At 66.8% G+C, this 14016-nt stretch carries 11 protein-coding genes; 8 read left to right on the forward strand and 3 right to left on the reverse strand.

All coding sequences use genetic code 11. The features are described from left to right. Positions 1–45 precede the first annotated feature (45 nt). Together SGRAN_RS05310 and SGRAN_RS05315 are read right to left on the reverse strand one after the other, a co-directional pair. Entirely contained in the window at positions 46–1110 is a 1065-nt protein-coding gene (locus SGRAN_RS05310) for a phosphotransferase (RefSeq protein WP_172709617.1), read from the reverse strand. 17 nt (positions 1111–1127) lie between these two features. Beyond that, positions 1128–2810 carry a GMC family oxidoreductase gene (locus SGRAN_RS05315; protein WP_067181300.1) on the reverse strand — a complete coding sequence of 561 codons (1683 nt, stop codon included), beginning with the start codon at positions 2808–2810 and terminating at the stop codon, positions 1128–1130. Between the two features lie 174 nt (positions 2811–2984). Between SGRAN_RS05315 and SGRAN_RS05320 the strand changes: the two genes are divergently transcribed. The 5 genes from SGRAN_RS05320 (at position 2985) to SGRAN_RS05340 (ending at position 10038) form a co-directional block, all read left to right on the forward strand. Continuing rightward, a complete protein-coding gene (locus SGRAN_RS05320; RefSeq protein ID WP_067181302.1) occupies positions 2985–3203 on the forward strand; it encodes a ferredoxin in 219 nt (72 codons plus the stop codon). Then, on the forward strand, positions 3200–4414 hold the full coding sequence (locus tag SGRAN_RS05325) for a cytochrome P450 (protein ID WP_067105196.1): 1215 nt from the start codon (positions 3200–3202) through the stop codon (positions 4412–4414). The genes SGRAN_RS05320 and SGRAN_RS05325 overlap by 4 nt, the downstream gene beginning before the upstream one ends. An 82-nt stretch (positions 4415–4496) precedes the next feature. After that, positions 4497–5960: an aldehyde dehydrogenase gene (locus SGRAN_RS05330; protein ID WP_067181304.1), complete on the forward strand. Its 1464-nt coding sequence runs from the start codon at positions 4497–4499 to the stop codon at positions 5958–5960. A 123-nt stretch (positions 5961–6083) separates the two neighbouring features. After that, on the forward strand, positions 6084–8501 hold the full coding sequence (locus SGRAN_RS05335; RefSeq protein ID WP_067181306.1) for a TonB-dependent receptor: 2418 nt from the start codon (positions 6084–6086) through the stop codon (positions 8499–8501). 115 nt (positions 8502–8616) lie between these two features. After that, positions 8617–10038, forward strand: a complete 1422-nt coding sequence (locus tag SGRAN_RS05340) for an MFS transporter (RefSeq protein ID WP_067181308.1) — start codon at positions 8617–8619, stop codon at positions 10036–10038. Positions 10039–10044: 6 nt separating this feature from the next. Here the strand turns inward: SGRAN_RS05340 and SGRAN_RS05345 are convergent, their stop codons facing one another. Next, entirely contained in the window at positions 10045–10512 is a 468-nt protein-coding gene (locus SGRAN_RS05345) for a MarR family winged helix-turn-helix transcriptional regulator (protein WP_067105192.1), read from the reverse strand. Between the two features lie 144 nt (positions 10513–10656). Between SGRAN_RS05345 and SGRAN_RS05350 the strand changes: the two genes are divergently transcribed. The 3 genes from SGRAN_RS05350 to SGRAN_RS05360 are packed head-to-tail and all read left to right on the forward strand — an operon-like array spanning position 10657 to position 13985. Continuing rightward, positions 10657–11520: an enoyl-CoA hydratase-related protein gene (locus SGRAN_RS05350; RefSeq protein WP_067181310.1), complete on the forward strand. Its 864-nt coding sequence runs from the start codon at positions 10657–10659 to the stop codon at positions 11518–11520. A gap of 48 nt (positions 11521–11568) precedes the next feature. Then, complete coding sequence (locus SGRAN_RS05355; protein WP_148650799.1) at positions 11569–13188, forward strand: AMP-binding protein; 1620 nt, start codon at positions 11569–11571, stop codon at positions 13186–13188. Then, on the forward strand, positions 13185–13985 hold the full coding sequence (locus SGRAN_RS05360; RefSeq protein ID WP_067181320.1) for an SDR family NAD(P)-dependent oxidoreductase: 801 nt from the start codon (positions 13185–13187) through the stop codon (positions 13983–13985). The genes SGRAN_RS05355 and SGRAN_RS05360 overlap by 4 nt, the downstream gene beginning before the upstream one ends. The last annotated feature ends 31 nt before the right edge of the window (positions 13986–14016 follow it).

The following is a 14016-nucleotide window of genomic DNA, read 5'->3' on the forward strand; positions in this document are numbered from 1 at the left end:
TTTGGGGTCTCCGCCGACCTGTAATGGCGTGAGGCTGCCTGCGCGCTACACGCCGAGGGCGCCAAGGCAGTCGTGGTCCGCCGCCGCGGCGGCAAATCGTTCGGCGACCGCGATGTTGTTTTCCTCGGACTGCATCTCGACCGGGTTCACCGTCCAGAAGAACAGGCCGTAGGCATCGTGCAGGATATAGTCTTCCCATGCCGTTTGCAGCGCGATCGCGGGGCCGCCGAGTGCGTGCAGTTCGGTCAGATAGTCCTGCAGGAGATCGCGCTCGCAATGCCGTCTGTCGTCGATGCTCAGGGTCGAGCCGACGAGATAGTTCACGTCATGCGCCCACGACCCGCGCGCCAGCGTCTGCCAGTCGTAGAAGCCCAGCGCTCCTTCCTCGTCGATATAGGTGTTCCCGATATGCGGATCGCCGTGGAGCAGGCAGAATGGTTCCGTCAGATGCGATTGCCGCAGACGGTCGAGCGCCGCGCCCATTCGCGCGACGTCGCGGGCAAAGACGGGAAGCTGGGCCGCGCGCGGCAGCGTCATGATTTTCGCCCAGGTCGCCGGCTCGCGCTGCCGCGCTTCGTGCCCGCCTCCCGGCAGGGCGGGGCCGAGGCTGGCGATGGTGTCGAGGAACGCCCCGTTCCACCATTTGGCATGGATTTTCGCCAGTTGCCGCAACCCGCTGCGCACCGCGTCGATCGCCACCGTTTCGGTGGCGAGGTTGAAATGGATGTCCCGCAGCGTGAGGTCTTCCATGACGATGACCGACTGGCCGGACGCGTCGAATTCGGCGAAAAAAGCCTGCGGACAGCGCATGCCGAGTTCGGGCTGGAGCGATTTGTAGAAGACCGCCTCGTTGATGTAGCGGCCCCGCGGCATCAGATATTCGCTGTTCGGCGAATAGGCGCCCTTGACGCAGACCGATGCGGGCAGGGGGCGGTCGGGGGTGCCGCCCTCGGCGACGATTTCCATGAGCATCTTGGTCCCGGTGCCCTGGATGACGAGGGTGGGCTTCGCCGCATGCACCCTGGCCGCGGGCGCGTGGGTCCGCAGCGCCTGCTGCATCCAGTCGGCGGTGAAATCGTCGAGCGTCTTGGGAAGTGCGAATCCTGCCATCTGTCCGTCCTTGAAAATCATGCCGCCGTGCCGGGTCGTCCTGGACCGTCGCGGTCGGCGAGAATCATGTCGGCCGCCTTTTCGCCGATCATGATGGCGGGGGCGTTCGTGTTGCCCGAAATGAGCCGGGGCATGATCGACGCGTCCGCAACGCGGAGACCCTCGACGCCCCGGACGCGCAGCCGCGGGTCGAGCACGGCGAGGGCATCGTCGCCCATCCGGCATGTTCCGACCGGGTGATAGAGCGACGTCCCGCTGGATCTGGCATAGTCGAGAAGCTCGGCGTCGGTCTCGATTCCGGCGCCGGGCCGCAATTCGCTCTCGATATAGGGCCGCAGGGCGGGTTGCGACGCGATGGCGCGCGCCCAGCGCAGACCCTGGACGGTGACGGACCGATCCTCGGCCTCGGCCAGATAGTTGGGCGCGATGGCGGGGTGATCGCGCGGATCGGACGACCGGATCGTCACCGAACCCCGCGATTGCGGCCGCATGTAATAGGCGGAAAAGGTCATGCCGGGCTGGCGTTCGAGCGTCATCGCGATGAACCGCTTGCGCCCCGTCGCCGCCAGGTCGGCGGTCGCGGGCAGGATGTGGAACTGGATATCGGGCGTCTCCAGCTCCGGCCGTGACTTGCAGAAGGCGCCGACCGCCGCCGCCGCGAAGGTCAGAAGGCCGCGGCGCCGGAGCACATAGCGGGCGATCTGGCCCGCAAGCCGTATCCCTTGCGTCAGCTCGTTGACCGACTTCACGCCGGGACGCAGCCGGAAGGCGGTGGCCACGCCGAAATGATCCTGCAGATTCCGGCCGACCTGCGGACTGTGGAAAACGGGTCGGATCCCGAGGGCGCTCAGCAGGCTGGCGTCGCCGATGCCGGAAAGCTGAAGCAACTGCGGCGAGTTGATCGCGCCCCCGGCGAGAATGATTTCGCGGCGCGCCCGAATCGTGTGGATCGCGCCATGCGCCGAATATTCCACGCCGACCGCTCGCCCGCCCTCGAAGAGTATCCGCAAGGCGAGCGCATTGGTCCGCACGTCGAGATTGGGGCGCGTCATCACCGGATGCAGGTAGGCGACCGCGGCGGAGCATCGCCGGCCGTTCCGCGTGGTCTGCTGATACCAGGTCGCGCCTTCCTGTTCGGCGCCGTTGATGTCGGCCCGCCGCGGTATTCCAGCCTGCTGGCAGGCATCGAGCAAGGCTTCGCCGACCGCGAATCTTTCGCGCTGGTCGCCGACATGCAGCGGCCCGCCGGCGCCGTGCCATTCGTCCTCGCCATTCTCCTGATTTTCGGCGCGCCGGAAATAGGGGAGCACATCCTCCCATGACCAGCCGGTGCATCCGAGCTGACGCCAATGGTCATAGTCCTGGGGCTGACCCCGGACATAGATCATGCCGTTGATGGACGATGTGCCGCCGAGCACCTTTCCGCGCGGCCAGGAATAGACGCGGTTTCCGGTGGACGGGTCGGGCTCGGTGCGGAAGTTCCAGTTGACCTTCGGGTCCGCGAGCGTCTGGGCATAGCCGGCCGGAACGTGGATCATCAGGTTCGACAGCCACTGCGCAGCGTTGCGATGCGGCCGGTCGTCTCCCCCCGCCTCGAGAAGGACGACGCGGTCGTCGGGGCGGGCGGACAACCGGTTGGCGAGCACGCACCCGGCCGATCCCGCGCCGACAATCACATAATCCGCAACCGCAGGCTCCATCGGCGAGCACCCGTTCCAAACCGGCCGCCCGTCGCGACCGTTCCACAAAATCATCTTGGCCGAAAAAAAGGTATGATACAATACGATATTGTTCTAGACTAAATCGAGATGCTGCGATAAATCCTGTTTCCGAAACGGCGAAAACGCTGGCGGAGCCTGGTGGAGAGGAGAGCCATGAAGGCCATTGTCGATGTCGGGAAATGCAGCGGACATGCGCGCTGCGTCGCGGTCGCGCCGCATGTCTTCGTGCTCAATTCGGACGGCTACAACGAACGGGCGATCAACCCCGTGCCTGCCGGACATGAGGTAGAGGGGCGCCGCGGCGCCCGCGCCTGTCCGGAACGGGCGATCCGCATCGTCGAAGACGGCGAAGAATCGGAGGCGGGCCGGTGAGCGGCGGATGCCCGTCGCGGCCCGACATCGCGCCGGACATGGTGCGGCGCTGGGATCTGGCGCGCGAAACCGAAGCGGTCGGCTGCCCCTTCGTCGCCGCCAGCAAGCTGCACGACGGCCCCGACATCTTCTTCAACCTTTCGGATGACCTGAGGAACGTCGACGGCGGAAGCTGGATCGTCACGCGCGCCGACCTGCAACGCGAGGTCCTCCAGAAATCCGAACTCTTCTCCAGCCGCGGCATCTCGGGATTCTCGGCCATATTGGGCGAAAGCTGGCCGCTGATGCCCGTCGAGCTCGATGCGCCCGATCACATGCGGTACCGCAAGCTGATCAACCCGCTCTTTTCGCCGCGGCGCATGGACGAGATCGAGGCCGGGGTGCGCGAATCCGCGATCGAACTGATCGAGGCGGTCCGGCATCGCGGCGGATGCGAATTCATGACCGCCTATGCCCGCGAACTGCCCGTCAACGTCTTCCTGCGGCTGATGGGGCTGCCGCTGGCAGAGGTCGATACCTTCCGGAAATGGGAGGACGAGATGATGCACAGCGACGATGTCGCGGTTCGCGCCGGCGCCGCGCATGCGCTCAAGGCCTATCTGCTCGACATCATCGGCCGCCGCCGCGCCGAGCCGACCGACGATCTGATCAGCCATCTGGTCACCGCGACGCTCGACGATCGGCCGCTCGACGACGATGCCGTGCTGGGCCTGTGCTTCTTCCTCTATATTGCGGGGCTCGACACGGTGGCGGCGACGCTGAGCTTCATCTTCGCGACATTGGCGGAGCAGCCCGACCTCCAGAATCGCCTGCGATCGACGCCGGCGGAGATTCCCGAGGCGGTGGAGGAACTGATCCGCGCCTTCGGCACGGTGGTGACCAGCCGCTATCTGACCGAGGACACGGTGTTCCACGGCGTCGCCATGCGCAAGGGGGACAGGGTGATCACGCCGCTCGGCGTCGCATCGCGGGACCCCGCCGAATATGAGGACGCCAACACGCTGAACATCGACCGGCTGAGCACGCGAAACATCTCTTTCGGGGCGGGGCCGCATCGCTGCATCGGATCGCATCTGGCGCGGCGCGAGATCACGCTCACGCTCGAGGAATGGCTCGCGCGTATCCCCGAGTTCCGGCTGGCGCCGAACGGCAAGCCCGTTCCCAACGTCGTCACCGTCTGGGGCCACGACACGCTGCAGCTCGAATGGTGAGCCCGGACCGGTCCATGCGCCGGCGCGGCCGGATCGCTTGCCGCGGGTTGCCGGAAGCCCCCGAACGGCCGGAGTACGACCTTTGAACGATCGCCCGCGGATCGCCCCCGTGGCGCGGCCCGACGCGCTCTATATCGACGGGGCGTGGACGCGCGCCTCGACGGGCCAGCGGATCGCGGTCGCGGATGCGGCCACCGCAACGGTCTTCATGGAGGTGGCCGAGGCCGGAACCGACGACATCGCGCTGGCCGTGCGGGCGGCGCGGGAGGCGTTCGACGCGGGGCCCTGGACGCAGATGACTCACGACGAGCGGGCCGCTTGGCTTTGGGCGATCGCGGACCGGCTGGAAGGGCGGCTCGCCGATCTCAAGTCGCTCTGGATCGCGGAGACGGGCATCACGACCACGCACGCCGACCGGGTCATGCCTTCGATCCCCGACGGCTTTCGCTCCTATGCCGGCCTCGCCGACAGCTTTCCCTTCAGCGAGGAACACGCCTCCTCCGTGGGCGGCCGTGCCTTGCTCCTGCGCGAGCCCGTCGGCGTCGTCGCCGCGATCATTCCCTGGAACGCGCCCGTTTCGATGATCATGCACAAATGCGCGCCGGCGCTTCTCGCCGGCTGCACGATCGTCCTGAAGGCGTCGCCGGAAGCGCCGGGCGCCGCCTGCATCTTTGCCGAGATCTGCGACGAGGTGGGGCTGCCCCGCGGTGTGGTCAACATGGTCACCGCCGACCGGCAGGCCTCCGATGCCCTGGTACGCGACCCGCTGGTCGACAAGATATCGTTCACCGGATCGACCGAGGTAGGCCAGCATATCGGCGCGGTGTGCGGTTCCCGCGTCGCGCGCTGCACGCTCGAACTGGGGGGCAAGTCCGCCGCGATCGTCCTCGACGATTTCGACATAGGGCAGGCGGCCGCCACGATTGCCGGCGGCGCCACCTTCCTTTCCGGCCAGGTGTGCGCCGCGCTGACGCGGGTGGTCGTCCGCCGCGACCGGCACGATGCCATGGTGGAGGCGCTCTGTTCGGCTTTCGCAACCGTCCGGGTCGCCGATCCCTTCGATCCTGCGACGGGCATGGGGCCGGTGGCGAGCGAGCGGCAGCGCGCGCGGATCGAGCAATATGTCGAAGGGGCGGTTGCGGAGGGCGCGACGCTTGCGTGCGGCGGCGTGCGTCCCTCCAACGGCCTGGACGGCTTTTTCGTGGCGCCGACGGTGTTCGGCCATGTATCGAACGCCATGACGATCGCGCGCGAGGAGGTGTTCGGGCCGGTGCTTTCGGTCATTCCCTGCGCCGACGAACGCGAGGCCGTCGCGCTCGCGAACGACAGCCTGTACGGGCTGAACGCCGCCGTGTTCACCGCTTCCGCCGACCGCGCCCTCGACGTGGCCCGGCAGATTCGCGCCGGCAGCGTCGGGCATAACGGTTCGCGGCCCGATTTCGGCATCGCATTCGGCGGCTTCAAGCGATCGGGAATCGGCCGCGAAGGCGGCGCGGAGGGCCTGCGGTCGTTCCTCGAAACGAAGACGGTCGTTCTGGCGCCCTGAACGGGTGCTCGGCCGAATTAAGAATGCTTCTATAAGGTATTGACACATACCATATGTAACGATACATATCCGTCGAACGAATAAGGAAGCGGGGAGTCCCGCACCGAATGGGAGGGACGGAAGATGGGTTCCAAGATAGTTGCGCTCGTTGCGGGCTGCTCGATATTCGGCCTCGCCGGTGGTGGGCAGGCCTGGGCCCAGGATGCATCGCCGGCGAACAGCGCGCCGACCGACGCCGGCGCGCGCGCCGACCAATATGGCTATGACTCGCAGGACATCGTCGTCACCGCCCGCAAGCGCGAGGAATCGCTGAGCAAGGTGCCGGTGGCGGTTTCCGCATTTTCGGGCGCGAAGCTCGAGGAAACCGGGATCAAGTCGGCGCTCGACATCGGCAATTTCACCCCCGGCCTCCGCGTGGCGCAGAGCCTTCAGGCAGACAGCAGCGCGGTCTTCACCCTCCGCGGTCAGGCGGCGAGCGAAATCCAGCTGACCTTCGACCAGCCGGTCGGCGTCTATGTCGACGGCGTCAACTATCCGCGCGTCTATGGCCTGTCCGCCGCCTTCTTCGACCTCGACCGCATCGAGGTGCTGAAAGGGCCGCAGGGAACCCTCTATGGCCGCAACACGACGGGCGGTGCGATCAACCTCGTTTCGAAGAACGCCGATTACGACGGCGAGCACGGCTATATTTTCGCCGAGCTGGGCAACCATGCCAGCCGCCGGGTCAACGGCGCGATGAATGTCGAACTCGTCGACGACAAGCTCGCGGCGCGCATCGCCTTTCAGAACTGGACCCGCGACGGCTACGGGACATCGCGCATCACCGGTCAGGATGTCGGCGGCAACAAGAACCAGACCTATATTCGGGGGTCGCTGCAATTCGACCCGACGAGCAATCTGTCGATCGGCCTGAAGGCCGATGTCCTGCGCATTCGGGAAAACGGCCCGCTGCTCACCCCGCGCTTCTACCTCCCGATGACGAACGCCGACCAGCAGGTCGCGATCGACCTGGGGCTCGACCCGACATTGCCGGCGAGCATCACGGCGGCGCGCGCCGCCCTGCAGGACGCGGTGAATCGGGGAACCGCGGACTTCTTCACGTCCGACATCAACGACAAGCAATTCGACGATCTGGATGCGGTGTCGGTCGGGCTGACCATCGCCTACGACATCAGCGACGCGGTCAGCATCAAATCGATCTCGGGTTTCCGCCGGTTCAAGAACGATCGTCAGATGGACCTCGACGGCACCCGCTTCAATCTGCTGCTCTACGGCGCCGACAGCCCGGGGCCGAACTATTTCCCGCCGTACGCGCTGGTCAAGGACCGGCTGTTCACGCAGGAACTGAACCTCACCGGCGAGGCGGGACCGCTGACCTGGCTGGTCGGCGGGTTCGTCAGCGACGAGAAGGGCGACGATTCGTCGACGAACAATCTGTGGGCGGACCAGATCCGCGTCGTGCAGGGGAACCCCTATACGATCAACCAGACCCATGTGATCGACATCATCAACCGCAGCTGGTCGATCTTCACGCAGAACGACGTGCGGCTGTCCGACCGGATCACGCTGACCGGCGGGCTCCGCTACAACCGCGAGACGAAGGGGCTGACGCAGCTCAACAATCGTTTCGCGCCCTCGACGGGCCTCTATCAGTGCAACACGACCTCGACCGCCGTCGTCACCGATCCGATGCAATGCGCCGTCACGCGCCGGGCGACCTTCGAAGGCTGGTCGTGGCTCGCCAGCATCAGTAACCAGATCACCGACGACGTGCTGCTCTATGCGAAGATTTCGCAGGGCTTCAAGGGCGGCGGCTTCGACACCCGGCCGATCGCTCCGCCGTTCCAGCCGGAAAAGGCACGCGAGATCGAGGTGGGGATGAAGGGACGGCTGCTGGACGGCCTGCTGCGCACCAATATCGCCGCCTATACGACGCGCTATTCGAACAAGCAGGAAACCGCGATCGTTCCGGTCGGCAACGTCAACACCGTGCTGACGACCAACGCCGCGCGTGCGCGGATACGCGGCTTCGAGGCCGATGTGACGTTGCAGCCCGCGCAGGGCCTGTCGCTCGGCGGCACGGTGGCCTATCTGGACGGCAAGTATAATTCCTATCCGACCGCGCTGAACCGGCTCAATCAGGTCGTCGACGCCAGCGGCGAGCATTTCCCGAATCCGCCCTGGACCTATACGTTGAACGCCCGTTATCAGTTCTTTGCGCCCAATGCGCGCATCGCGATGCAGGCCGACTGGTCGTGGGCTGCCGGCGCCCGGCCGACCCCCCGCCTCGTCGATCAGGCCCTTCCCGTCGCGCTCGTCGACGAACTGGTCCGCAGCGACGTCGGACTGCTCAACCTGCGCCTCGATTACACGATCGAATCGGCCGACGTCACGATCGCCCTGTTCGCGACGAACGCGCTCAACAAGAAATATCAGATACTGGGCTCGACCCGCGCCGGCGGCGGCGGACCCCAGCTGGCCGTGACGCGGGAACCGCGCATGTTCGGGATCTCGTTCCGCAAGTCGTTCGGCGGGGAATAGGCCGACCGGATGCGGCTCGACCGGGCGGCCCCCGATTTCCGGCGGCCGCCCTTTTTCGGTTGCCCGGCGCGGCCCGGGCGGCAGGATGGCGTGGCAAGCTGACAAGGAATCGCGCGTGGACAGGTCAAGCAAGTGGTTTCCCTATCTGGCACTGACCGCTCTCGTGCTGGCCGAATTGTCGGCATCCTACGAAACGAGCATGGTGTTTGCCGCGTTGCCGACCCTGCTGCGCGAATTTCCCGATCCGATCGGGGTGAGCTGGCTCGTCACCGGCTATCTCGTCGGCTCGGCCGCCTTCGCGGCGGTCTGCGCGCGCCTCGGCGACCTGTATGGAAGGGCGCGCATCCTCGTCATCATGCTCATGCTCTCCGCCATCGGCTCCGCGATGGCCGCATGGGCGCCGACGCTGGCATGGCTGATCGCCGGCCGGGCATTGCAGGGATCGGCGGGCGCCGTGCTGCCGCTCTGCTTCGGCCTGGCGCGCCTGCACCTTCCGGCGCCGATGCTGCCGATCGCGATCGGCGTGCTCGCGGGGACGGCATCGCTGGGCGCCGGCCTGGGGTTTCTGGCCGGCGCGATCATCGTCGACCATATCTCATGGCGCTGGATGTTCACCCTCAGCTTCGGCCTCGCTCTCGCCGGCGCGGCCATCGCGGCGTGCTTCTTTCCGCTGCGCGGCGCGGGGGCACGGCCGCAGGGCGATCTCGACGTGCTCGGCGGCATCCTCTTCGTTCCCGGCGTGGTGGGGATATTGCTGGCGGCGACCGACGCGTTCCGCTGGGGCGTGCTCGATCCGCGCAGCCTGGCCCTCGGCGTCGCGGCGCTGGGCGTGCTCGCGCTCTGGGCGCGCTACGAGCTCCGGCATCCGGCGCCGCTGATCGACATCCGCCTTCTGGCGCGCCGGGAGATTCTGCTGGCCAACGGCGTCTTTTCGATGTGCGCCTTCGGCGCGATGCAGACCACGATCATCGTGACGATGCTCGTGCAGCAGCCGACATGGACCCTCGTCGGGCTGGGCGCGACCGCGACGGCCGCCGCGCTCGTCAAATTCCCCGCCTATGCCGTGGGCACCGTCGGCTCGCCCTTCGGGGGATTGCTGACGAGCCGGATCGGCGGCCGCGGCGCGGCGATATGGTCGGCGTCGATCATGACCGGCGGATTGCTCGCCCTTCTGGCCGACCACTCCTCGATCGCGATACTGCTGGCGTTCGGGATCGTGATCCAGATCGGGATATCGATGCTCTATGCGACCGTCGGCAACATCATCGTCCTCGCCGCGCCCACCGACCGGACGAGCGAGGCGGCCGGCCTGTCGAGCGTTCTCCGCGCGATCTTCCAGGCGATCGGCTCGCAGGTCGTGCTGCTTACCCTCGCATCGTCGACGATCGCCCTCGAAGCGGGCGGAAGCCCCGCCTATCCCGACGGCCGTGCCTATGCCCTGGCGCTGATCATCATGGCGGCGGCGGGGGTGGCGGCGATCGCGATGGCCGCCGCACTGAAGAAGGAAGCGGCCGCGCCCCGTCCGGCCGCGGCGTAGCGCCGCCTATTCGGGGTCTTCGTTCGCCAGTTCGAGCAGGTTCGATTTCACGGTCTGCAGCGACCGCAGCAGATTGTCCCGATCCTCGGCCTTCACGTTTCGCAGGATGCGCTCGCTCAGCGGGCGCAGCCGCTGACGCATCGCCCGGATCGCCTGCCGGCCCTTGTCGGTCACATAGACGCGCCGGACGCGCCGGTCGACGGGGTCGTCGCTCCGGCTGATCAGGTCGGAGGCTTCGAGCCCGTCGAGAATCCCGCCCAGCGCCGCCTTGCCGACGCTCAGCACCGCGGCGAGTTCGACCTGGCTCAGCCCGTCCTCCGCCCCCAGGCGCGCGAGCACCCATGCATGCGACCGGGTGACGCCCAGGGGTTTCATATCCTTGTCGAACACGACCCGTCGCAGACGCGCGACGTCGTGCATCAGAACCCCCAGTTCGACGTCCCACTGGTCATATTTTTCGGAATGGCGTGTCATTTGTTCTCCGGCCATCTGCTTCGTATTCAAGCATACTTCATCGCGCAATCCCATTTGGTCAAGGGGCGTCTCCCGCAAAATCGGCCTTGCCACCCGATTTCGTATGGTATAGAACCATACTAGTTAGACGGTGGAGAGGAAATCATGCCCGAATTTAAAGAGATCAAGGTCGAAATCGACGGCCCCGTCGCCACGATCTCCTTCAATCGCCCGGAGCGGCTGAACGCGCTCAATGAAACCATGCACGTCGAACTGCTCGACGCGCTGGCCGAGCTGGACCCGGGCGATGCCGTGCGGGTGATCCGGCTGAAGGGCGAGGGCCGGTCCTTCTGCGCCGGCGGCGACATGGGCCAGATCTATGACAAATATCTCGAGGAATCGCCCCCGAAGGGCGCGAATGCGGCCGATCTCGGCGAGGCGCAGCTGTGGCGCGACCGCGTCTGGCTGCGGACACTGGCCGACCGGCATCTTCATCTGTGGAGCTATCGCAAGCCCGTGGTCGCGCAGGTGCACGGCTATTGCCTTGGCGCCGGCATCGAACTCATCGGTTCCTGCGACCTCATCTTCTCCGCCGAAAGCGCGCGGTTCGGGCACCCGCCCTCGCGCGCGCACGGCATCCCCGTCACGATCGGCCAGTGGCCGCTCAAGATCGGTTCGATCAAGGCGAAGGAGCTGCTGTTCACCGGCGACATGATCGGCGCCGCCGAGGCCGAACGGCTCGGGATGATCAACGCGGCGGTGTCGGACGATGCGCTCGATGCGCACGTCATGGCGATGTGCCGCAAGATCGCGAACGTTCCGCTCGATGCGCTGACGACGGTCAAGCATCTCGTGAACCGCTGGGACGAGATCGGCGGGCTGCGGACCGCGGTCTATGCCGGCGCGGACTATAACGCGATGTACCACACGACGCCCGCTTTCGACCGCTTCATCGAGATCGCGGCGAAGGACGGCGTGAACGCGGCGATCGCCTGGCGCGATGCGCCGTTCAAGCAAGCCGAATCCTGAACGCGGCCCGTGACGCCGCTTCCGTCAATCCTGGCCGAGGTATCGAACATGCACGATGACGCCCTGGCTCGCGAAAGCGAGCCCTCGATAGCCGATATTCTTACCGCCGCCGGATATCCGGCCGGAATCCGCTTTGCCGACATCGTCGCGAAGATCGCGGCGGCGCCGGCCGACCGGCTGGCGATCGAATATGAGGACCGGCGGATCAGCTATGGCGAGGCGGCGAAGGCGATCGGCGGCATCGCCCGCCTGCTCGAAAGCCGGGGGATCGGGCGCGGCGATCATGTCGGCTACATGTTCCGGGGGCACCCGCACGCCCTGTACACGCTTCTCGCGACCACGCTCATCGGCGCGGTGCTGTGCCCGATCAACTACCAGATGAGCGGCGCGCTGCTGACCCGGCTGTTCGAACGCTATCGCCTCTCGCTGGTGATCGCCGACGAAGCCTGCTTCGAAGCGGCGTCCGAAGCCGCCGCGGCGGCCGCTTCTCCGCCGGCCGTCCTCGATGGCCATGGCCCCGAATTCTGCGCCGCGGTCGACGCGGGGCACAGCGTGGCGCCCTTTCTGGCGCGCGATTATCCCGCGATCACCGACCCCGCCCTGATCATGGGCACATCGGGAACCACGGGCGAGGCGAAGGGGGTCGTCCTTGGCCAGTCATGGGCGGGCGGCGGCCTGATCGCGGCGCGCAAATGGGGCTGCTTCGACCATCCGCCGAAAGTCTACATCGCCCTGTCCTGGGGCTATACGGCGGCGGTGTGGCAGGCGTGCATCGCCTTCGCGCTCGGCGGCTCGGTGGTCATCCCCCCGCGCTTCAGCGCCAGCCGGCTCTGGCAGGATTTCCATGACCGGAAATGCGATCATATCCACCTGATGGGCACCATGCCGCGCATGTTGCTGAACCAGCCGAAAAAGCCGGAAGACGGCGCCCACGGCAGGATCGTCGTCACGTCGGCGGCGATGCCGGCCGATGCCTGGGTGCCGTTCGAGGAACGGTTCAATGCGCAGATCTTCGAATGCTATTCCTCGGTGGATTCGGGCGGATGCTGGATGACCAACGATGGAAGCGCGCCGCCGGGATCGGTCGGCAGGCCGTGGAAGGAATATGAGGCCCGTATCGTCGACGACGACGACCGCGACGTTCCGGACGGAGAGATCGGCGAACTCATCATGCGCGCACGCGATTTCGCGCCGGTCGTCACCTACTTCAACGACCCCGAGGCGTCGGCGGAGAAGGTGCGCGGCGGATGGGTGCATTTCGGTGACTATTTCCGCCGCGACGCCGAAGGCCATTACTGGTTCGTCGAACGCAAGCGCGACCTGATCCGGCGGCGCGCGATGGGCATCGCGCCCAGCGAGATAGAGACGGTGATCCGCCAGATGCCGGGTGTCGCGGAGTGCAGCGCGATCGCGGTGCCTTCGGAGCTGGGGGAAGACGAGGTGAAGCTTGTGATCGTGAAAGACAGCGGATCGGCCATCGCGCCGGCCGACATCGCCGCCTATTCGGCGGAGACGCTGCCGACCTACATGATGCCGAAATATATCGAGATCGTCGACGAACTGCCGCGCACGTTCGGCAGCGAGCGGGTGCAGCGGTTCAAGCTGCGCGAGGCCTGGAACAGCCCCGGGACGTGGGACGTTCCGGCGGCCGGGTATCTGGGCGCATGAGCGGCGCGGGCATCACCGCCGCCGTCGGCGCGGACGCGATTTCGCTTGCCGGACGCCATGTCGTCGTCACCGGCGGCGGGCGCGGGGTCGGCCGGGCGATCGCCGAAGGCGTTCTGGCGCTCGGGGCGAGCGTGACGGTCGTCGACCGCGACCCCGCGGGGCTGGAGGAACTGGAGGCGCAGCATGGCGCCCGGCTGATGGGCGCGGTCGCCGACGTGGTGGACGAGGCGGCGGCCGCACGATGCGTCGACGCCACGCTGGAGCGCTTCGGACGCATCGACGGCCTCGTCAACAACGCCGGAATCCTGCGCCCGGCGCTGATCGAGAAGATGACGATGCAGCAGTGGCGCGAGGTCATCGACGTCCACCTGACCGGCACCTTCATCTGGACGCAGCTCGTCGGCGAGCACATGCTGGCGCGCGCCGAGGCGGGACATCCCGGCGGGGCGATCGTCAACATCTCGTCGGACGCCGGTCGAACGGGAACGGTCGGACAGCTCAACTATGCCGCCGCGAAAAGCGGGCTCCTCGGCATGACGATGGCGACCGCGCGCGAATGGGGGCGTTTCAGCGTGCGATGCAACAGCGTCGGCTTCGGCGTGATCGAAACCGCCATGACCGAGACGATACGCGGCGAGCGATTCGGGGCCGCGACGCTCGCCCGCATCCCGCTGGGGCGCTGGGGGCAGGTCGAGGAGGCGGCGCATCCCGTCTGCTTCCTGCTGTCCGATGCCGCATCCTACATCACCGGCCAGCATCTTTTCGCGAATGGCGGCATGTTCATCAGTCTCGCATGATGGATCCCGCATTGCGCCGAATAGGCGGCAT

This window comes from Sphingopyxis granuli, assembly GCF_001559015.1.
Taxonomy (GTDB): Bacteria; Pseudomonadota; Alphaproteobacteria; order Sphingomonadales; family Sphingomonadaceae; genus Sphingopyxis; species Sphingopyxis granuli.